Here is a 21,047-nt window from a genome sequence, read left to right as displayed (position 1 = left end):
TTATCAATGCGCATTATCGAGACCCTCAACAGGAACTGGACCTTCCTGGCCGGCTTCGAACCATCCTTCGCCGCAACCCGCCAGCCGGGCGAAAGCGTCCAGCTTCCCCATACGGCGGTCGAGCTGCCCTACAACTACTTCGACGAGAAGAGCTATCAGAAGGCTTTTACATACCAGAAGGTAATCGCCTGGGATCAGCGTTTCGAGGGACGCGAAGTCTCGCTGGTATTCGATGGGGCCATGGCGGACAGCGTGGTCTACCTCAACGGCGTGGAGATCACCGCGCACAAGGATGGCTACACGCCCTTCGAAGCGCGGCTCACGCCGCATCTTAAAGCCGGCGACAACCTGCTCACCGTGAAGATCGACGGATCCGAGAACCCGGAGATTCCGCCCTTCGGCGGCGTGATCGATTATCTGACTTATGCCGGGATCTATCGTGATGTCTGGCTCAAGGTGACGGCGCCCGTATCGATCGCCAACGTCAAGATCGAGACGCCGGACGTGCTGGCCGAGACGAAGCAAATGACGGCACGGGTGTGGATCTCCAATCAGACGAACCAGACGCTGTCCGGCAAGGTCACCGCAGTTCTCAAAAACAATGCGGGCGCGGAAATCGCAAGAACGGAGGCGGCCGTTTCCGGAGCAGAGGCCACGCTCGGCTTTTCCGGCCTTCAGGGCATCACGCTCTGGGATATCGACAATCCCGCGCTCTATCACCTCTCGGTGACGCTTGAGACAGCAGCCGGGACCGATGCAGTCACAAACCGCTTCGGCTTCCGCGCGGCGGAATACACCATCGAGGGCTTCAAGCTGAACGGCCGTGTGGTCAAGCTTCGCGGCCTCAACCGGCACCAGGCCTGGCCGCATCTGGGTTACGCCATGGGTCGGCGGGGCCAGGAGAAGGATGCCGATATCCTCAAGTTCGATCTCGCCTGCAACATCGCCCGCACCTCGCATTACCCGCAGTCGAGTATTTTCCTCGACCGCTGCGATGAGATCGGCCTGCTTGTCTTCGAAGAAATCCCAGGCTGGCAGCATATCGGCGGCGACGCTTGGAAGGCGGAGAGCGTTCAGAACGTGCGCCGGATGATCGAGCGCGACTGGAACCACCCCTCGATCATCATCTGGGGTGTGCGCATCAATGAGAGCCAGGATTCCCACGATTTCTATGTCGAGACGAATGCCATGGCGCGTTCGCTCGACACCACCCGCCAGACCGGCGGCGTACGCTACATCACCGATAGCGAACTGCTCGAAGACGTCTATACGATGAACGACTTCATTCTCGGCATGGAAGAGCTGCCGGGACACAATCGCGAACGGATGGCACTGCGCGACCAGCGCGAGGTGACCGGGCTCGACCGCAAGGTGCCTTACATGATCACCGAATATGGCGGCCACATGTATCCGACCAAGCGCTTCGACCAGGAACAGCGGCAGGCGGAACATGTCGGCCGGCATCTGGCGATCCTGAACGCGGCCGCTGGCGATCCCTCGATCTCCGGCTCCACCGGCTGGTGCATGTTCGACTACAACACCCACAAGGATTTCGGCTCGGGTGACCGCATCTGCTACCATGGCGTCACCGACATGTATCGCGAGCCGAAATTTGCGGCTTATGCCTATGCCTCGCAGGGCGATCCGAAGGACGGGGTCGTGATGCAGCCGGTGAGCTTCTGGGCACGCGGCGAGCGCAATATCGGCGGCGTGCTGCCGCTGATCGTGCTCACCAATTGCGATTATGTCGAGATCCGCATGGGCCAGATCGTCAAGCGGATCGAGCCCGACATCAAGACCTACCCGCACCTGCCACATCCGCCCTGCGTTCTCGATCGCAGCATGGTGACGCCGGAAGAATTTGGCGAATGGGGCATGACCTGGCGGGATGGCGAACTCGTGGGCTTTCTTGATGGCAAGGAAGTGATCCGCCGCCACCTGCCGGCAGATCCGGTTCCGACAGTGCTCGACATCGCTGCTGACGATACGGAACTGAGGGCCGGTGAGAAGGATACGGTCCGCGTGATCCTTCGGGCTCTCGACCAGGGCGGCAACGTGTTGGGCTTCTTCGATGATCCGGTCGAGATCTCGCTCGAAGGTCCGGGCCGGATCGTCGGGCCCACGCTTCTCTCCTTCAAAGGCGGCGCCGTCGGTGTTTATGTCGAAGCCGGAAATGATGCCGGAAGCTTGACCCTGTCGGCGACTTGCCGTCCCTTCGGGACCAAGCGCATCACCTTCAACGTCGGCTGATCGAGGACAAGATGGCAGAGGTCAGGCTCACCGATATCCGCAAGTCCTACGGCTCGCTTGAGGTCATCAAGGGCGTGGACCTCGACGTCTCCGCGGGAGAATTCGTCGTCTTCGTCGGCCCCTCCGGCTGTGGCAAGTCCACCCTGCTCCGGATGATCGCGGGACTTGAAGACATCACCTCCGGCGAGCTGACGATCGGCGGCAGCGTGATGAACGATGTCGATCCTTCCAAGCGCGGGATCGCCATGGTGTTCCAGACCTATGCCCTCTATCCGCACATGACCGTGCGGGAAAACATGGGCTTTGCCCTGCGCTTTGCCGGCATGGCGAAGGGCGAGATCGAAACCCGCGTCAACGCGGCGGCGAAAATTCTCGAGCTCGGCCCGCTGATGGACCGCAAGCCGAAAGCCCTGTCCGGCGGTCAGCGCCAGCGCGTGGCCATCGGCCGGGCAATCGTGCGCCAGCCGGATGTGTTCCTGTTCGACGAACCGCTCTCCAACCTCGATGCGGAACTGCGCGTGCATATGCGTGTCGAGATCGCCCGGCTGCACAAGGAGCTGAACGCCACCATCATCTATGTCACGCATGACCAGGTGGAGGCGATGACGCTCGCCGACAAGATCGTCGTCCTGCGCGGTGGCCGCGTCGAGCAGGTTGGAGCGCCCCTTGCGCTTTATGACGACCCAGACAATGCCTTCGTCGCCGGCTTCATCGGCTCGCCGCGGATGAACTTCCTGCCGGCCAAGGTGACCGCCATCGGCAGCGGTTCGGTCACCGTCGCACTTACCGCGCAGCCGGAAACCGTGCTGACGCTCCCTGTGACACAGGCCTGCAAAATCGGCGACCTCGTGCAACTCGGCGTTCGGCCGGAGCATTTCCTCGGCGAAGGCCAGGGAGACACACAGCTGACGGCCCGGGTCGACGTGATCGAACATCTCGGCAATACGAGCTATGTCTATTCGCACATCACGCCAGGCGAACAGATCATCATCGAAAGGGAAGAACGACGCGGCGTCGACCGGAAGACAGACCAGATCACCGTCGGACTGTCAGCCGCCCATTGCCTGCTGTTTGATGACAAGGACCAGCGGATACGTTGACAGCCGAGATGCACCGAGCGAGCATCAAACGAAGCGGCGAAACCCGTTTCCCATGTCGTTGCGCAGAGGATCGTGATTTGACGATCGGGCCGCTTGACAAAGTCGACGTGAGCAGATTTTAATCAAGCCCAGAAAGTAAGCACTTCTCGCTTCCACCTTACATTTGGCGCTCAGCGCCACCGGGCAACAAAGCCCACAACGCCCCGCCATCGGGATCTGCGTTGTGGGCTTTTTCGTATTTGGAAAACGCATGCAGCAGACGGCAAAAATCGGCGTCCTCTATTCGACCACCGGCCCTTACGGGGCCATGGGGCGGGATGCTCATGGCGGCGTCGCCTTTGCGTTTCACGAATACAGGGCTCGCGGCGGAAACAAGATCGAGCCGGTCTTCTATGATCCGCAGGGCGATCTTGCCGCCTATCTCGAAGGTGCGCGCAGCCTGACACGCGATAGCGGCTGCCGGCACATCATCGGCACCATCACGTCTGCCGCCCGCAAGGAAGTGCTGCCGCTCGTCGAAAAACACGACAGCCTGCTCTGGTATGCCTGCCCTTACGAGGGCTTCGAGGCCAACGAGAACGCGCTTTACATCGGCGGCTGCCCGAACCAGCACCTGATCCCGCTTTTTGAGCACCTGATCCCGCGCCATGGCGCACGGCCGTATCTTGTGGGCGCCAATTATGTCTGGGGCTGGGAAATGAACCGGCTGGCGCGCGAACTGATCGCCAATGCCGGCGGCTCGGTGCTCGGGGAGCGGTATCTGCCGATCGAGGAAACCGGCGTCGAGCGGATCATCGCCGACATCGCCGAAAAACGGCCGAGCTTCATTCTCAACAACCTGATCGGCCCTTCGAGTTATGCCTTTCTCGAAGCGATGAGAGAGCTCGGCAGTCGCGATCCAGCCTTCCTGCCGGAAAACTGCCCGGTCGCCAGCTGCGACCTGCAGGAATCCGAACTCGATGAAGTCGCAGACGGTGCCGCGGTCGGCCAGCTCTGTGCTGCCTCCTATTTCAACACCTTCAACAGCACCGAGAACCGCGATTTTCAGGCGCGGCTGCGCGATTTCGCTCCTGAGATCGGCGCGGTTTCCAGCATTTTTGCCAGTGCCTATACGGCAGCAACGCTCTGCATCGCCGCGATTGAGGCAACAACGACCGACGAGCCGGCCGGTGTGCGCGAGCACATCCTGTCCCGGACATGGCCGGGCCTCTTCGGCGACATGGTCTTCGATAACAAGACCAATCATGCAAGCCTCCCCTTCCTGCTCGGCCGGGTGAATGCGGAGCGCGGCTTCGACGTGATCGCCTCGCGCCTACCGCTTGCCGCCGACCCCTATCTCACGGCCGCGACCAGCCGTGCGCAACCTTGGCTCAGGGTGGCGAAATGATCTCGAAGACGCCCAATTTCACCGGCTGGAAAGCGGTGATCCTCGCAGAAGAGGACGGCAATGTTGAAAGACTGCGCCGCCAGCTCTCGTTGCTCGGCTTTGCCTCCTCGGTGCAATGGCTGCCGCTTTCGGGTGGCGACCTGCCGGATCTCGTCATTGTCGATGCTGACAGAGGCTGGGACGAGTTGCTGCCCTGGCCAACCCAGCGCCCGGCCCGCCCGGTGGTGGCGCTTCTCGGCTCCGAAGCGCCGGGTCGCATCGCCTGGGCGATCGGCTGCGGGGCCGGCGCCATCATTCCCAAGCCCGTGACGTCGGCATCCGTCTATCCGGCACTCGTTCTGGCCGTCAGCGGCCATGAACAGCGCAAAGAGGAGGAAGCCCGCATCGCGCATCTGGAAGAACGGCTTCGCCTTCGTCCGGTGGTCTTTGCCGCCATCGAGCGCCTCAAGGCCAGCAAATCCATCGACGAGGAAGCCGCTTATGCCCTGCTCAGGGACCATGCCATGCGCCAGCGCATGCCGATCGAACGACTTGCCGCCCTCTTCCTCGGCGGGGCTGACGTGATGCGGGAGGTCGGTTGATGCGTGTGCTTCGCGAAATGCTCCGCCAGCCGGCGGCTCTGTTCGGTTTGGCGATCATCCTCATCGTCGTGATCGGCGCCCTCGGCGCGCCGCTCTTCGCCCCCTTCAATCCGGATGAACAGATGTTCGACGGATTGACGCTGGAAGGGGCCCCCATGCCCCCGGGTGGCCCCTTCCTGCTGGGAACCGACACGCTCGGCCGTGATCTGCTGTCGCGCATGCTGTTCGGCGCGCGCACCTCGCTTTTGATCGGGCTCGTTGCCAATGGCGTGGCCGTCGCGATCGGCCTCCTCGTTGGCATCACCGCCGGCTATATGCGCGGATTTGCCGGTAACGTTTTGATGCGGTTCACCGACCTGATGATGGCCTTCCCGGCCCTGCTTCTGGCCATCGTGCTGGCGGCCCTGTTGAAACCCAGCCTCTGGATCGTCGCCATGGTGATCGCGCTGGTCAACTGGGTGCAGGTGGCGCGTATTGTCTATACGGAAACGCGCGGCCTGGTGGAGCGTGACTTCATCCTGGCCGAGCGCTCGCTCGGAGCCGGCCATGGGCGCATTCTCTTCCTGCACATCCTGCCGCATCTCATCCCGACCGCGATCGTCTGGGGCACGCTCGGGATTGCGACGACCGTGCTGCTGGAGGCAACGCTCTCCTTCCTCGGCATCGGCGTCCAACCGCCGAACCCGTCCTGGGGCAATATCATCTTCGAGAGCCAGAGCTATTTCCAGGCCGCCCCCTGGCTGGTCTTCTTCCCGGGCGCCGTGATCCTGCTCACCGCGCTCGCCTTCAACCTGGTCGGAGACGCACTGCGCGATTTGCTCGATCCGACCCAGCGCGGGAGGGGTTGATGCTCCAGCTTCTTGCCAAGCGGCTCGTCCAGTCGGTCCTGATCCTGTTCGGCGTCTCCGCCATCACCTTCGTGCTGCTCTATGCACTGCCAGCCGATCCCGCCCGCATGATTGCGGGGCGCAGCGCAACCGCCAAGACGGTTGAAAACATTCGCCACGAACTCGGCCTCGACAAGCCGCTGGTGGTCCAGTTCGGTCATTATGTCGGCGGCCTCGTGCAGGGCGACCTCGGCCGCTCCTATGCCCAGAAGACGGAAGTCTCGACGCTCATTGCCGCACGCCTGCCGGCAACGCTGACGCTGATGGCAGCCGGGATCGCGCTTGAGGTTTTGTTCGGCATGGTGCTCGGCGTCACGGCCGCGCTTTATCGCGGCAAGCTCGCCGACCGCGTGATCATGATGTCATCCTTTGTCGGCGTCTCCGCCCCGCAATTCGTCGTCGCCCTTCTCCTGCTCTATGTCTTCGCCGCCACCCTCGGCTGGTTTCCGATGTCAGGCTACGGCACCGCCGCCCATGTGATCCTGCCGGCCGCTACCCTCGGACTGCTTGGCGCCGGCTGGTATGCCCGCATGGTCCGCTCGGCAATGATCGACGTTTTGAACCAGGACTATGTGCGCACCGCCCGCGCCAAAGGGCTGTCGCGCGCCCGCGTCGTGCTGCGCCATGCGCTGCCCAATGCGACGCTTCCGATCATCGCCATGATCGGCATCGATATCGGCCAGTTCATGGGCGGCGTGGTCGTGGTCGAAGCCGTCTATGGCTGGCCCGGCATCGGCCAGCTCGCCTGGCAGGCAATCCAGCAGGTCGACATCCCCATCATCATGGGCGTCACCCTGACCTCGGCGCTCGCCATCATCCTCGGCAACCTTCTCGCCGACATCATCGCGCCGGCCATCGACCCGCGCATCCGTTCACACTGAAGCTCGAAACAAAGGGGAACCACAATGTTCAGACGCTTGCTTCTCACCTCCACCGCTGCGGCGATGATGGCATTCCTGCCATCGATTGCCGGTGCGCAGGACACACCTGCTAAGGGCGGCGACATCGTCGTCACCTACAAGGACGACATCACCACGCTCGATCCGGCCATCGGTTACGACTGGGTCAACTGGTCGATGATCAAGAGCCTGTTTTCGCGCCTGATGGACTACGAGCCGGGCACGGCCAATCTCGTGCCGTCGCTGGCCGAAAGCTTCGACGTCTCCGCTGATGGCCTGACCTACACCTTCAAGCTGCGCCCGGGCGTGAAGTTCTCGAACGGCCGCGCGGTCGTCGCCTCGGACGTCAAGTATTCGATCGAACGCGCCGTCAATCCGAAGACGCAAGGCCCCGGCGCCGGCTTCTTCGGCGCGATCGCGGGCTTCGACGCCGTCTCCGGTGGCACCTCGGAAACGCTCTCGGGCATCGAGACGCCTGACGATCAGACCGTGATCTTCAAGCTCTCGCGCCCAGACGCGACCTTCCTCCACGTGCTCGCCATCAACTTCGCCTCGGTCGTACCGAAGGAAGCCGTCGAGGCCGCCAATGGCGACTTCGGCAAGGCGCCAGTGGGCTCGGGCACCTTCATCCTGAAGGACTGGACGATCGGCCAGAAGCTCGTCTTCGACCGCAACCCTGATTACTTCAACAAGGACCTGCCTTACATCGACAAGGTCACCGTCGAAGTCGGCCAAGAGCCGCTGGTGGCGCTGCTGCGTCTGCAGAAGGGTGAAGTCGACATCGCCGGCGACGGCATTCCGCCGGCAAAATTCCTCGAGATCAAGAACTCGCCCGAGGGCGCGCAGATGATCGTCGATGGCGAACAGCTGCATACCGGCTATCTGACGCTCAACACCAAGATCAAGCCGCTCGACGACGTCAAGGTTCGTCAGGCGATCAACATGGCCGTCAACAAGGAGCGCATCACCCGCATCCTGAACGGCCGTGCGACGCCGGCCAACCAGCCCTTGCCACCACTGATGCCGGGATACGACAAGGCCTTCACCGGCTATGCCTTCGACGTCGAAAAGGCGAAGGCCCTGCTGGCAGAAGCCGGGTATCCCGACGGCTTCGAGACCGTTCTCTACTCCACCAACACCGACCCGCAGCCGCGCATCGCCCAGGCAATCCAGCAGGATCTCGCTGCCATCGGCGTCAAGGCGGAAGTGCGCGCGCTTGCGCAGGCCAACGTCATTGCCGCCGGCGGCGCGGAAGGCGAAGCGCCGATGATCTGGTCGGGCGGCATGGCCTGGATCGCCGACTTCCCGGATCCGTCCAACTTCTACGGCCCGATCCTCGGCTGCAGCGGTGCGGTTCAGGGCGGCTGGAACTGGTCGTGGTATTGCAACGAAGCGCTCGACAAGCGCGCGATCGAAGCCGACTCGATGTCCGATCCGGCCAAGGCAACCGAGCGCCAGGCCGTCTGGGGCAAGATCTTCACCGATATCATGGCAGATGCCCCTTGGGTCCCGGTCATCAACGAACGTCGTGTCGTTGCCAAGTCGCTCCGCATGGGCGGCCCGGACAACATCTACATCGATCCGACCCGCGTCATCAATTACGACGCGATCTTCGTGAAGCAGTAAGCCTCTTCCGATGCGTCTCCGTCTCCCCGGCACCACGGGGAGACGGACCAACCGATAAAACCAGCTGAACACCCGGAGGCATTCCCATGTGCGTCGCCTGCAATCACACCATCCACAGGGCTCAACACAATTTCGGCTGGAACCGGGATTTTCCGCCGGCGCTCACGGCAAAGCCCGGTGAAACCATTCTGTTCGAATGCATGGACTCTTCCGGCGGCCAGATCGGCCCGGACGCGACGCTGGAAACGCTTGCCAATCTCGACTTCGGCAAGATCAACCCGGTTTCCGGTCCTGTTTATGTCGAGGGTGCCGGGCCCGGCGATGCGCTCAAAGTCACCATCCGCAAGTTTCATCCGTCCGGCCATGGCTGGACCGCCAATATTCCAGGCTTCGGCCTGCTCGCCGACCAGTTCAAGGATCCGGCCCTGCATGTCTGGTCCTACGACACCGCTTCGATGGCGCCGGCGGCTTACGGCCCGGGCGGCAAGGTGCCGCTAAAACCCTTTACCGGCACCATCGGTGTGGCACCGGCAGAAGCCGGCCTGCATTCGGTCGTCCCCCCACGGCGCGTCGGCGGCAACATGGATATCCGCGACCTGACGGCAGGTGTCACGCTTTATCTGCCGATCGAAGTCGAGGGCGCGCTGTTCTCCGTTGGCGACACCCATGCGGCCCAGGGTGACGGCGAAGTCTGCGGTACGGCCATCGAAAGCCAGATGAACGTCGAGCTCACCCTCGACCTCGTCAAGGGTGCCAATCTCAAGACACCGCGTTTCACCACGACCGAACCCGTCACCCGCCATCTCGATGGCGCCGGCTACGAAGTCACGACCGGGATCGGCCCGGATCTGATGACCGGAGCCCAGGAAGCCGTCATGCGGATGATCGATCTCCTGACCGGCGAACACGGCATGAACCCGGTTGACGCCTATATGCTCTGCTCGGTCTGCGGTGACTTGCGGATCAGCGAGATCGTCGACATGCCGAACTGGGTCGTTTCCTTCTACTTCCCGAGGATCGTCCTCCTGTGACAGGCACAGTTTCTGCATCGACACCGGTCCTGTCGGTCCGCAACCTGACCCTCGACGCACGCACGCCGACGGGTCTGAAGCGCATCCTCGACGATGTCAGCTTCGAGATTGCGGCCGGCGAGACGCTGTGTCTGGCCGGCGAATCCGGCTCCGGCAAGTCGGTGACCTCGCTTGCCATCATGGGCCTGCTACCGAAGGCGGCATTGCGCGTAGCATCCGGCGAGATCCGGCTCGGTGAGACGAGCCTTCTCGGACAAAGCGAACGTGCGATGCGGAGGATCCGCGGCCGCGAGGTCGCGATGATCTTCCAGGAACCGATGACATCGCTCAATCCGGTGATGACCATCGGCGCCCAAATGGAAGAGGCGATCCGCGAGCATCGGTCCGACAGCGCAGAGAGCCCGGAAACCATCGCCCGCCAGATGCTCGATGCCGTCCATATGACGGAGGCTGCGCGCCGCCTCACGCAGTATCCGCATGAGCTTTCCGGCGGCATGCGCCAGCGTGTGATGATCGCCATGGCGCTTTCCTGCCGTCCGAAGGTGCTGATCGCCGACGAGCCGACCACGGCCCTTGATGTGACCGTTCAGGCCCAGATCCTCACGCTGATCCGGGAACTCCGCCGCGAATTCCAGACCTCGATCCTGATGATAACCCATGACATGGGCGTGGTGGCGGAGATGGCCGACCGGGTCGCCGTCATGCAGCAGGGCCGTATCGTCGAACAGGGTGATGCGCTTGAGATTTTCGAACGCCCGACGGCCGCTTATACGCAGCAACTGCTGGCGGCCGTCCCGCGTCTCGGTGCACTTGCCGGGACATCCGAGCCGCCGAAGGTCACGTCTCATCCGCCTTTGCCTGCCTCTTCGTCGCCCGTGCTGGAGGTCGCCGACCTCAGCGTCACCTATGGCGCCAAGACCGGCTGGTTCTCGCGCGGCAAGGCACCTCAGCCGACGGTGAAGAAGATCGGATTCGAGCTGAAAGCCGGCCAGACGCTGGGCCTCGTCGGCGAAAGCGGGTCTGGCAAGTCGACGACCGGCAAAGCCGTGCTCGGCCTCATTTCCTTCGACGGCAGCGTGCGGATTGCCGGACGCGAGGTCTTCCCGTCCTCGCCCTCGATCATGCTACCGATCCGCCGCAGCGCGCAGATGATCTTCCAGGACCCTTACGCCTCGCTCGATCCGCGCATGAGCGTGGGGGCGGCGATTGCCGAACCGCTGGTCATCCACGGCATCGCCAATGCCTCGGAGCGCCAGGACCGGGTTGCAGCCTTGCTGAAGCGGGTCGACTTGCCACCAGAAGCGGCAGACCGCTATCCGCACGAGTTTTCCGGCGGACAGCGGCAGCGTATCTGCATTGCGCGTGCGCTCGCCCTCAAGCCACAGTTGATCGTCGCCGACGAAAGCGTGGCAGCGCTTGATGTCTCGGTCCGCGCCCGCGTGCTCGATCTGATGCTGGAGCTGCAGGAGGAAATGGGGCTCGCCTATCTCTTCATCTCGCATGATATGGCGGTGATCGAGAAGATGGCGCATAATGTCGCAGTCATGCGTGGAGGTGAAATCGTGGAGATAGGATCCCGAGCCCAGGTCTTTGAAGACCCCCGCGACCCCTATACACGCGCCCTCATGGCAGCGGTCCCGATCCCGGATCCACGCCACTATCGCGGACCAATGCCGCAATGAGCGAAACAAACTCCTTTTATCGCCCATAATTATCATGCATTATGGGCGATAAATTGGAATTTATCACTCATGGCTTGGAATTGGGAATTAGAGGGGTGGCCCGCATTCGCTTGGCGCCCCGAGCGGTTGAAGGCAAGGGAGCAGGCATTCATCGAGAATGCGGCCATCGCCGTCGGCACAATGCGGCATCTGGGACAGGGCGACCGCGAGGATCTCGTCATTGAGCTGCTGAGCTCCGATGCCATGAGCACATCCGCCATCGAAGGGGAAGTGCTCGATCGCGAAAGCGTTCAATCCTCTCTGCGCCGGCAGCTTGGTATGTCGGCAGCAAGCCTCCGCAGCCGACCGGCGGAAGCGGGGATTGCCGAAATGATGGCGGATCTTTACCGCCACCCGCTCACCCCAATCACCGAAGAGCGGCTTTTCGAATGGCACCGTATGGTCATGAACGGCCGACGCGACATAACCAGCATCGGTGCCTATCGCGGTCATGACGAACCGATGCAGATCGTTTCCGGTGCCTTCGGCCGCCAGCACGTGCATTTCGAAGCGCCGCCCTCCGAGCGCCTGACCCTTGAGATGGGGCGCCTTCTGGCGTGGCTCGAACGCACTTCGCCCGACGGCGACGAGCCGCTTGCAGCGCTTGCCCGTGCCGGCATTGCCCATCTGTGGTTCGAGAGCATCCATCCCTTCGAGGACGGCAATGGCCGTATCGGCCGCGCGATCGCGGAAAACATCCTTGCGCGCGCCATCTCCACGCCGACCTTCAGCGCATTGTCGAAATCGCTGTTGAAGCATCGCCGGGACTATTATGCCATGCTGGAGGCGGCGAGTACCACGCTCGATATCGACGCCTGGCTCTCATGGTTTGCTGACCGGGCACTCGAAGCACAGAACTCAGCCGATGACCTGGTCCGCTTCCTGATCGAAAAGACAAGACTGATGGACAGGCTGAGAGGCGCGCTGAACGACCGCCAGGAAAAAGTCCTGCTGCGCATGCTGGCGGAAGGACCCGATGGATTCGTCGGGGGTCTCAGCGCCGGCAATTACGCGACGATCACCGGTGCTGCGCCATCCACCATCACCCGCGACCTCTCCGACCTCGTCGAGAAGGGCGCGCTGCTGCGGGACGGCGAGCGCAAGGCAACGCGCTATCGACTGAATCTCGCTATCGATCCCTGAGGGATCGAACATGCACAGCCCGCGATGCATGCTGCCCGGCGTCCGTCAGATCTTCTTGCTGAAGCTCTCGGTGAACTGGACTGAACCATCCTTATGGCTTGCCTCGCACAAGACGACGTCCATCGCGTCTGCCATGACATTGACGACGGCGAACCCGCCCATGAAAGCGGCTTTCGGCTTGAAGATATCGATGCCGTCGCGGTTGTAGATCATGGCAGTCTCGTGCTGGTGCCCGTGGAACAGCCCGATGACATTATAGGGTCTTAGAAGCTCGACCATTTTCTCGCGATCTTCGGCGCTCCACCAATGTGGCGGACCATTGCCCTGCTGATCGAAGGTTTGCTTGTCCGCATCCCAAACCTCGGTCGAGAATGGATCCCAGCCATAATGCTGGAACAGGATGACGGGTTTCCGGTTGGTCGCATAGGTCGCAAGGTCATCGGCCAGCCACTTCAGTCCCGAGACGGCTCCCTTGTTCATATCACCGGCAAAACGCTGTGTTTGCACGAGGTGCACATTGGGCCAGTCCCAGGAATAGCAGTCCGATTCCACATCGTAACTGGTCACCGGGACCGGCGGTTTGAAAAACACGGTCGAGCGGTGATTGAGTTCGACATAGTCGCGAAGTTCACGCCGATACCAGTCGACATGCGGTGCCGGACCATCCTGGTCAAGGTCGTGATTGCCGAGGCCGAGATAGACCGGGAAATGCACCCGGTCCGGCCCTACCCCTTCCTGATATCTCTGGCTGAACTGTCGCAACTGATAGCCTTCGCCGGGGATGGCCCCCTGGCCACCGCCGTCATCGGTCAGATCGCCGCCAATCACGACACCCCTGGGAGTGCCGATCTTCCTGCCGGCCCCGACCAGCGTTGTGGGTTTGCCGGATATCTCAGCCGGCCAAGACAGCTGCGGCACTGTGTTGATGGCGCGGACATGGAGCAGCAGGTTCTCGTCCGTCTTTCCTTCTGCCGCACAGTTTGGCGCCAGACCATTTGCCATGCGGCAGGCATGGATGTCGTTCGTAAATATGAAAGTCGAAGCCTCTTTCTTCTGTGCGGCCAGAAGCCCCGAGGGATACAGCAGGCTGGTTGACACTGCTGCAGAGGCGGAACGCAGAAAATTGCGCCTATTCATAACCGGCAATAGGATGGGGGCCATGTCTTGTTACATTCTCCTGGACGGCAAAGTCGGCATGTGGCGGATGGGGCTGGCAATTACCCAAGGTTACGGTTGCGGGCTGCCCTCGTCCAGAGCTGCCTTATGCGTCATCGTCAGGCAAAATCGAGCACGGCCTCGAAAACAGCCTCTCCGTCGTTGGCGACATGCGATCGCAGCTTCAGCCTGCCGTTCATCTGCGCCATCAATCGATGAACGATTGCCAGCCCGAGGCCGGATCCCGGTTGGTTCGTGCGGCCTCGGCGGTAGCGCTGGCGATACTGTTCGACATCCTCGTCCAGCCGTCCCTCGACCACGTTGACCACACTGATACGGCGTTCTGCCAAGGCACTTACCTTGATCGGCCGAGCCTCGGCGCCATATTTGACTGCGTTTTCGAGCAGGTTCTTGAAGGCAATCCCGAAGGCATCCGGATCGATCGGCAGGAGGACGGCTTCCTGCGGGCGATCCCGTGTCACCTCGATTTCGACCGCCGGGTGAGACCGCACGAAATCCTCGAGCACGAAGTCGAAAAGCGCAAACAGGTCCGACGGTTCGGTGGCGGTGCCAATGCCCGCATCAGCGCGGGCAAGTTGCAGCAGCTTTTCCGCCATGGCAGAGAGCCGCCGCAAGGCTGATTGGACCTGCACGGCGCGCGCTCGGGCAGCGCTGTCGTCGAGCTCCGCCACCAGCAATTCTGTCTGAGCCAGAGCGCCGGCAAGTGGTGTGCGCAATTCATGCGCGCTGTTGGCCGACAGATCCCGCTCGGCCTGCAAGGTCGCGGCCAATCGCTCCAGGAGTGTGTTGATCGAACCCGGGATCGCGGCCAGCTCCGCCGGCAGGTCTGCCATCTCGATCGGTGCCATATTCGCACCGCTGCGCTCAGAAATGGCGTCGCCCAGACGCGCGACAGGTGCCGTGGCACGAGAGACGATCCACCAGATGGCAAGCATGCCCAGCGGCAGTAGAATCATGATCGGAAGCAGCAAGGCCAGAGCACTTTCCAGCGTCGCCTCGCGGCGGTGATCAAGCGAATCCGCGACCTGTACGAACAGGCTGTCGCTCACCGTGGCCACGGTAAAAATTCTCCGGTCGCCATCCCTGAAGAAACCCGGGACGAGGGGTGCCCCATAGGGCTCGGCGGAGACATTGTTCGAATGCAGGAGGACGCGCCCCGAGGCATCACGCACCTGGTATGTGAGGTATTGATCGTGAATGTCGGGCCGGGGATCGACAACACGATATGGCTCTTCGCGCGCTTCGCGACGAAACAGGTCATCGACCACGAGGGGCACCAGCCGCTCCGTGGTTTCCTGCAGGCCACTGTCGAAGACTTCGTCGAATTCGTCGCGCATGATCGAGATCCCGAGCAGCACGGCGATCGTCCAGAAGCCAAACAGGAGGGCGGCAAGCGAGACGGTCAGGGTGCGGGACAGGCTCGCCGGTTTCCTTGCCATCTCAAGCAATCCTGTATCCGAGACCGCGCATCGTCTCGATCACGTCCTTGCCGAGCTTTCTGCGCAGACGGCTGACATAGACTTCCACCGTATTGCTCTCCACTTCGGCACCAAATTCGTAGAGCGCCTCTTCGAGCTGCCCCTTCGAGACGATCGCATGGCGGCGGGCGATCAGGCGGTCGAGCACTGCCCATTCGCGTGACGACAGACTGATATCGACGCCCTCTTCCGAAATGACGCGACGTTCGGCGACAAATATCTTCAGGGTGCCCAGCGTCACCTCCGGCAGTTGCTGGCTTCCATAGCGCCGCGCAACTGCCTGCATGCGCGCCTCAAGCTCGCCCATGTCGACCGGCTTCACCAGATAATCATCTGCGCCAGCATTGAGGCCGGCAATGCGATCCGACACCTGGTCGTGCGCAGTCATGATGATCACCGGCGTTGAGTCCCGCCTTGCGCGCAGTCCTTTCAGGATGTCGATGCCATTTCCGTCAGGCAATCTCAGATCAAGCAGAACGAGATCATAGGGCGCGGCTGCAAGGCTCGCCTCAGCCGCCTCGCGCGTCATGGCCCAGTCGACGGCATGCCCCTGCCGCCGCACATGTGTGCGGACCGCATCCCCCAGCAACTCATCGTCTTCGACCAATAATACGCGCATATATTCGCCCCGTGGAGGCCATGAAACTTGCGGCTAGTTGGTAATCTCCCCGCCTGAAAGGTCAAGGCCGGCGTTTTGGAGACAGATGGGGGAGGCCAAACGGATCCCGTGATCAGAGGGAACTGTTGCAGCGCCGCATGAGTTGTGTGTGGGCTTGCAACACAGGAAGGAGCGACAATGGATCACAGCAATCACGTCCGCCTCACCGCGACCGAACTCACCCCCTCGGTTCTGCAGGGCGCTACCGTTTACGGCGCAGACGACCACAAGGTCGGGAAAGTCGACCACGTGCACGGTGTCGGGGCGATGAGCCATGCCGTCATCGATGTCGGCGGCTTCCTTGGCATTGGTGCAAAACCGGTTTCGGTGCCGCTGAGCGACCTCGACTTCATGCGCGACGAGGATGGCGATGTTCATGCCGTCACGGCCTGGACGAAGGATCAGCTCAAGGACATGCCCGAGCATAAACACTGACCTCGGTCCACAGATTTGCGAAAACCCGGCCTTTGTGCCGGGTTTTTGATTTCCTGGGGCAGCAGGTGCGCGCACAGAATCTTGCCAATCGCCCGGGCGGGAATGCCCGGGCGATGTGCTCAGAAGGTCCGGAAGTGAGACGGCCTCGTGGCGGGCGCGCCGTCTCAGTGCTCCCTGGACGTCTCCGGAACGGCTTAGTTGATCAGCGCCTTCAAGGCTCCGGCCTGGCTCTTGATCCAGCCCTCGAAAGCCTGAGGTTCGAGACCCGTCAGGGTCTTGTAGTCCGTCGTGACCTGGGCCAGGCCGCCGACGCCGACCATGGTATCGATGGAGGCGTAGACGCGTGCGACCGGCTCGGGCAGGCCGGCACCGACCATGCCCTGCACGAGGCCTTCCAGCGGCACCTCGACCACGGCGATCTCCTTGCCGGCAGCAGCGCTGATGAGGGCAGCGATATCAGCGTGGCTATAGGAGTTGGCACCGGTCAGAGTGTAGATCATCTTCGCGTCGCTGGGGGCGATCAGGGCTGCCGCAGCAGCCCGCCCGATGTCGTCACGGGCGATATGCGCGATGCGTCCACCGGCGGCGGCCGAATACCAGTGGCCTGATGCGAGGGCAGGGCCGGCCGACAAGAAGATGTTTTCGAAATACCAGTTGTTGCGCAGGATGGTCCAGCCTGGGATCGAGCTCGCCTTGATCGCTGCCTCCGTTCCTTCGTGGTCGGGCGCAAAGAGCAACGGCGAATTGGCGGGTTCCGGCATGGAGGTGTAAAGCAGGTGCTGGACGCCGGCCTTTTCGGCGGCAGCGATTGCGGCCTTGTGCTGGATGAGACGATGGCCCGGACGATCGAGCGTGTCGGTGCTGATGATCAGGACCCGCCCGACGCCTTCAAAGGCCTTTTCCATCGACGCGATGTCATCGAAATCGACCGCACGTGTCTGGACGCCCTTATCTGCCCAGGTGGCGAGCGCTGCGGGCTTCCGGCTGGCAGCCACGATATCGGCGGGTGCGACCTTGTAGGTTTCCGTCAGATGGTGAAGGACGCTCTGGCCAAGTTTGCCGGAAGCGCCGGTGACGAGATATTTTGCAGTCATGGATCATACATCCTTGCAGCGATGAATTGGGCTCAAAAACAGTGCTGGTCTGTTTTTCAGAGTTGCTGTAGATTGCAGATCCGTGAGACGCCGTAAAGTAGGCAGTTTTTTAGAACCACGTCGGATGGAGAATACCGGTGACCGCACATGTGAAACTGAATCCGGACGTCGATCAGGCGATCGGTGCGATCAAGGCCATGCTGGCCGAGCCGGCAGGCGGCCCTTTCGATCCCAAGAATTGCCCTGTCCGCGACGTGTTCTCGCACATCGGTGACAAATGGGCATCGCTGATCCTGCAGGTCTTGTGCACGCAGAACCATCGCTTCGGAGAGTTACGCCGCGCCATTCCCGACATTTCGCAGGCGATGCTGACAAGCACCCTTCGCACCCTCCAGCGCGACGGCCTCGTGCATCGCGAAGTCTTCCCGACGCAACCGCCAAGCGTGGAATACAGCCTGACAGAATTGGGACAATCCCTGATCGGACCGATCGCCGGCTTGGTCTTCTGGTCGGTGGAGCACCATGGGCGGATTCAACAGTCACGCCGCCAATATGACGTCGACAATCCTCCGGTCCGAAAATTGCGCTAATCGGCGACCCCGGTCCGATCTGAAGGTCAGGCGCTCAGATCGGCAAGGCTTCCCTCATCGCAATCAACTCGTCGCGGCTTTGCAACTGCCAACGATATCGAGTTCCGGATCGCGCACCTCGGTTTGGACATGCATCATGCCGAGCACCGTGTGGAACAGATTGTCATGCGAGGCTGCTTCGGACGTCTTGGCACTCAGGCAGGTGGTGTCGACCTGAGACTTCGCCATCGATCCGAGCCAGAGCACGAAGGGGATATGTGTCTGCTGGCTCGGCGCGAACAAATAGGGCGTGCCATGCAGATACAGCCCGTTTTCACCGAGCGACTCGCCATGGTCTGACATGTAGATCATGGAGGCGTCGATGCTTGTATCGCGTGCCTTCAACTTGTCGATGATCGAGGACAGAATGAAGTCGGTATAGAGCAACGCATTGTCATAGGCGTTGGTAATCGTCTCAGGCGTGCAATCCTTGAATTCGACCGTGCGGCAGTCGGGCGTGAACTTGCGGAAAGCCTCCGGGTAGCGGGCATAATAGGCCGGGCCATGATTGCCGAGCTGGTGCAGAACCAGCACGGAATCGCCCTTCACCCCGTCGAGCCAGCCGTCGACCTTGTCGAGCATGATCTCGTCCAGGCATTCGCCATTCGTGCAGTAGCGAGGATCCTTCATCTTGAAGAAGTCCTGGCTGCCGATACGGTCCGCGACGTTCTTGTCGCCCGTGTTGTTGTCCCACCACTCGGTGCGCACGCCCGCGTGCCCCAGAACGTCCATCAGATTTTCGGTCGCGAGGGCCTTGGCGTGGGAGTATTCACTGCGGGTATAGCGTGAGAACATGCAGGGCACGGAGATGGCGGTCGCCGTTCCGCAGCTGGACGTGTCCTTGAAATAGAAGATATCCCGCTTGGAGAGTTCCGGATTGGTGGCACGCTCATAGCCGCCCAACTGAAAATTCTGCGCCCGCGCCGTTTCGCCCACCACGATGATGGTGACGCGCGGCTTGCGTGCGCCGGGTTGAAGGGCATCCGTCACCTTCGCATCGAGCCCGATCGGTTCGGCCACGATGTTCTTTTCCTCGGTCGACTTGACGGCGTAGCTGATGGCCGCACCGATCGGGAAGATCGGGTTCAGGCTGCGGAACCAGTCACGATGTTCGCGGATATTGAAGATGAAGGTGCCACTGTTGGTGACACCGGCTCCTGCTAGAACCAGCACGGCCGGCCCTATGACGGCGAGATTTCGCACCACCTTTCGCAGCAGCGTGCGGTGCTTGACCTCGACCCAGATCACCAGAAGCGACGGCAGCAGACCGTAAAGCGCGATATGGAAGAGAAATGTCGGCGTGATCAGATGGCCGGCTTCGGGACCGGTGGTCTCTGCGGCGTTGCGGATCATCTCGCTGTCAATGACCACACCGAAGCGGTCCATGAACCAGGCCGAGGCAGTGGCCGACAGGATCAGGAACACCAGGACCGGCTTGATGACGAATTTGGCTGAAAAGGTGACGAGGATCGCCACGAATCCGGCGAACAGCCCGATCGCGAGACACGCAAGCGCGAAGGTTTCACCCGACAGATAGGCTGCGGACTTGTGCCAAAAGGTCGCATTCATGAAGACCAGCAGATAGGCCGAAACGAGGACGCTCAGCCATTCGCTGCTGATGCGGGGTCGAGGAAGAGATCGGAGCAAGGCCGGCAATGCGGTATCCTTCATGGCACTGTAAATTTGCCGGAAGCTCTGAAGGATAAAGCTGACACGCACCTGAACGCGTTTCATGCGGTGAATACGTTCTGTTCCCCTCCCTGTCCAAAGCCGGAACCTCCCGAAGACCTTGGAGCTAATCGGCGTCGCAATGAACTATGTCTTTGTTTTCACGCAATTCCGGACGCAAAACCGCTTCGCACTTTTGCTGGAACTGCTCTATGTCTCACACCGGTAGTGGCGCTCGCCCGGTCAGCGCGTGCTTTCGCGCACGATCAGCTCCGGCTTGATCAAGACGTCACCGACATCTGCGCGACCGTCAAGAATGCCGAGGAGCAGCGCACCGGTGCGGCGACCGATGTCGCGCGCATGGGCATCAATGGTGGTCAGCGTCGGCACGCAGATACTGCCGATTTCATACGCGCCAAAACCGCCGATGGCGATCTGATCGGGGACGGCAATGCCCCGGCGCTGACATTCGGTGAGTGCACCATAAGCCGAGAGGTCGGAGACGCAGATGACGGCGTCCGTATCGGGGTATTCGGCAAGCAGAAGCGCCATGGCGTTCGCGCCCTCGCGCATGGAAATTGGTGGCGGTCCGGCCGCAATCAGCCGCGACGTATCAAGCCCATGCGCCTTCATGGCCTCGAGAAAGCCGAGGCGGCGGTCGCTGCCGCGCGTGTCGCGCCCGACATCACCGCCGATGAAGGCGATTCGGCTGTAACCCGCTCGGACGAAATGGTCGACCATGTCGCGCACCACGCCGGCATTGGAAAAGCCGACGAAATTCCCGATCGGCTCCGCCGGCACATCCCAGGTCTCGATGACGGGGATATGGGCGTTTTCCAGCAGTTTGCGGGCGCGCGGCGTGTGTTTGCCGCCGGTGACCACGATGCCTTGAGGTTTGCGGCGAAGCAGCTGCTCGATCAGCCGTTCCTCTTCCGCCATGTCGTAATTGGTGTAGCCGAGCAGGATCTGCATGTTCCGCTGTGCAAGCGTTTCGGAGAGGCCACCGACGGTATCGGCAAAGTTGGCATTGTTCAGCGAGGGAATGGTGACCGCAACAAAGTCGGTCTTTTGCGAGCGCAGGTTTGATGCGGTGGAATCGAAGACGTAATCGAGATCTTCGGCCGCCTGTAGGATGGCTTCCCGCGTTTCCTTGCTGATCAGACTGTCGGTCTTGAAGGCGCGCGAGACCGTCATGGGCGACACACCGGTCACCCGCGCAATATCCGCCATGGTCGGTGGTTTGCGAATCTGGCTCATATCGGCCCTTTGTTATCGATATCAGGG

At 61.7% G+C, this 21,047-nt stretch carries 18 protein-coding genes; 12 read left to right on the top strand and 6 right to left on the bottom strand.

Annotated elements, in window-relative coordinates:
- Positions 1–6: 6 nt before the first annotated feature.
- The 10 genes from DFO46_RS20745 (at position 7) to DFO46_RS20700 (ending at position 12,625) form a co-directional block, all read left to right on the top strand.
- On the top strand, positions 7–2,250 hold the full coding sequence (locus DFO46_RS20745; RefSeq protein WP_120278890.1) for a glycoside hydrolase family 2 TIM barrel-domain containing protein: 2,244 nt from the start codon (positions 7–9) through the stop codon (positions 2,248–2,250).
- Between the two features lie 11 nt (positions 2,251–2,261).
- The gene (gene ugpC, locus DFO46_RS20740) at positions 2,262–3,350 is read left to right on the top strand and encodes a sn-glycerol-3-phosphate ABC transporter ATP-binding protein UgpC (protein ID WP_120278889.1); all 1,089 of its coding nucleotides are present in this window, start codon (positions 2,262–2,264) and stop codon (positions 3,348–3,350) included.
- A 250-nt stretch (positions 3,351–3,600) separates the two neighbouring features.
- Positions 3,601–4,737 (top strand): transporter substrate-binding protein, encoded by a 1,137-nt coding sequence (locus DFO46_RS20735; RefSeq protein WP_120278888.1) that lies wholly within the window; start codon positions 3,601–3,603, stop codon positions 4,735–4,737.
- Complete coding sequence (locus DFO46_RS20730; RefSeq protein WP_120278981.1) at positions 4,737–5,318, top strand: ANTAR domain-containing protein; 582 nt, start codon at positions 4,737–4,739, stop codon at positions 5,316–5,318. The genes DFO46_RS20735 and DFO46_RS20730 overlap by 1 nt, the downstream gene beginning before the upstream one ends.
- Positions 5,318–6,166, top strand: a complete 849-nt coding sequence (locus tag DFO46_RS20725; RefSeq protein WP_110792845.1) for an ABC transporter permease — start codon at positions 5,318–5,320, stop codon at positions 6,164–6,166. Before DFO46_RS20730 ends, DFO46_RS20725 begins: the two co-directional genes overlap by 1 nt.
- A complete protein-coding gene (locus tag DFO46_RS20720; RefSeq protein ID WP_120278887.1) occupies positions 6,166–7,086 on the top strand; it encodes an ABC transporter permease in 921 nt (306 codons plus the stop codon). Before DFO46_RS20725 ends, DFO46_RS20720 begins: the two co-directional genes overlap by 1 nt.
- A 24-nt stretch (positions 7,087–7,110) precedes the next feature.
- Positions 7,111–8,730, top strand: coding sequence for an ABC transporter substrate-binding protein (locus DFO46_RS20715; RefSeq protein WP_120278886.1), 1,620 nt, complete (start codon positions 7,111–7,113; stop codon positions 8,728–8,730).
- Between the two features lie 86 nt (positions 8,731–8,816).
- Entirely contained in the window at positions 8,817–9,761 is a 945-nt protein-coding gene (locus tag DFO46_RS20710) for an acetamidase/formamidase family protein (protein ID WP_110792842.1), read from the top strand.
- Positions 9,758–11,443 carry an ABC transporter ATP-binding protein gene (locus DFO46_RS20705; protein WP_120278885.1) on the top strand — a complete coding sequence of 562 codons (1,686 nt, stop codon included), beginning with the start codon at positions 9,758–9,760 and terminating at the stop codon, positions 11,441–11,443. The genes DFO46_RS20710 and DFO46_RS20705 overlap by 4 nt, the downstream gene beginning before the upstream one ends.
- Before the next feature lie 69 nt (positions 11,444–11,512).
- Positions 11,513–12,625, top strand: coding sequence for a Fic family protein (locus DFO46_RS20700; protein ID WP_120278884.1), 1,113 nt, complete (start codon positions 11,513–11,515; stop codon positions 12,623–12,625).
- A 45-nt stretch (positions 12,626–12,670) separates the two neighbouring features.
- Here the strand turns inward: DFO46_RS20700 and DFO46_RS20695 are convergent, their stop codons facing one another.
- The 3 genes from DFO46_RS20695 to DFO46_RS20685 all read right to left on the bottom strand — a co-directional run bounded on the left by DFO46_RS20695 (position 12,671) and on the right by DFO46_RS20685 (position 15,898).
- Positions 12,671–13,762: a metallophosphoesterase gene (locus DFO46_RS20695; protein WP_348627763.1), complete on the bottom strand. Its 1,092-nt coding sequence runs from the start codon at positions 13,760–13,762 to the stop codon at positions 12,671–12,673.
- A 137-nt stretch (positions 13,763–13,899) separates the two neighbouring features.
- A complete protein-coding gene (locus DFO46_RS20690) occupies positions 13,900–15,240 on the bottom strand; it encodes a HAMP domain-containing sensor histidine kinase (protein ID WP_120278882.1) in 1,341 nt (446 codons plus the stop codon).
- Position 15,241: 1 nt separating this feature from the next.
- Complete coding sequence (locus DFO46_RS20685) at positions 15,242–15,898, bottom strand: response regulator transcription factor (RefSeq protein WP_120278881.1); 657 nt, start codon at positions 15,896–15,898, stop codon at positions 15,242–15,244.
- 177 nt (positions 15,899–16,075) lie between these two features.
- On the opposite strand from DFO46_RS20685, the gene DFO46_RS20680 reads away from it, so the two are divergent.
- Positions 16,076–16,372, top strand: a complete 297-nt coding sequence (locus DFO46_RS20680; RefSeq protein WP_110792836.1) for a PRC-barrel domain-containing protein — start codon at positions 16,076–16,078, stop codon at positions 16,370–16,372.
- Between the two features lie 194 nt (positions 16,373–16,566).
- Here DFO46_RS20680 and DFO46_RS20675 read toward each other — a convergent pair whose 3' ends face one another.
- A complete protein-coding gene (locus DFO46_RS20675; RefSeq protein ID WP_120278880.1) occupies positions 16,567–17,466 on the bottom strand; it encodes an SDR family oxidoreductase in 900 nt (299 codons plus the stop codon).
- A gap of 197 nt (positions 17,467–17,663) precedes the next feature.
- On the opposite strand from DFO46_RS20675, the gene DFO46_RS20670 reads away from it, so the two are divergent.
- Positions 17,664–18,056, top strand: coding sequence for a helix-turn-helix domain-containing protein (locus tag DFO46_RS20670; protein WP_120278980.1), 393 nt, complete (start codon positions 17,664–17,666; stop codon positions 18,054–18,056).
- 63 nt (positions 18,057–18,119) lie between these two features.
- On the opposite strand, the gene DFO46_RS20665 is transcribed toward DFO46_RS20670, so the two are convergent.
- The gene (locus DFO46_RS20665; RefSeq protein WP_183041986.1) at positions 18,120–19,766 is read right to left on the bottom strand and encodes a phosphoethanolamine--lipid A transferase; all 1,647 of its coding nucleotides are present in this window, start codon (positions 19,764–19,766) and stop codon (positions 18,120–18,122) included.
- Between the two features lie 240 nt (positions 19,767–20,006).
- Positions 20,007–21,020, bottom strand: a complete 1,014-nt coding sequence (locus tag DFO46_RS20660) for a LacI family DNA-binding transcriptional regulator (RefSeq protein ID WP_120278878.1) — start codon at positions 21,018–21,020, stop codon at positions 20,007–20,009.
- Positions 21,021–21,047: the final 27 nt, after the last annotated feature.

Source organism: Rhizobium sp. AG855, assembly GCF_003610655.1.
Lineage (GTDB): Bacteria > Pseudomonadota > Alphaproteobacteria > Rhizobiales > Rhizobiaceae > Allorhizobium > Allorhizobium wuzhouense.
This window is presented reverse-complemented; position numbering and strand designations above follow the sequence as displayed.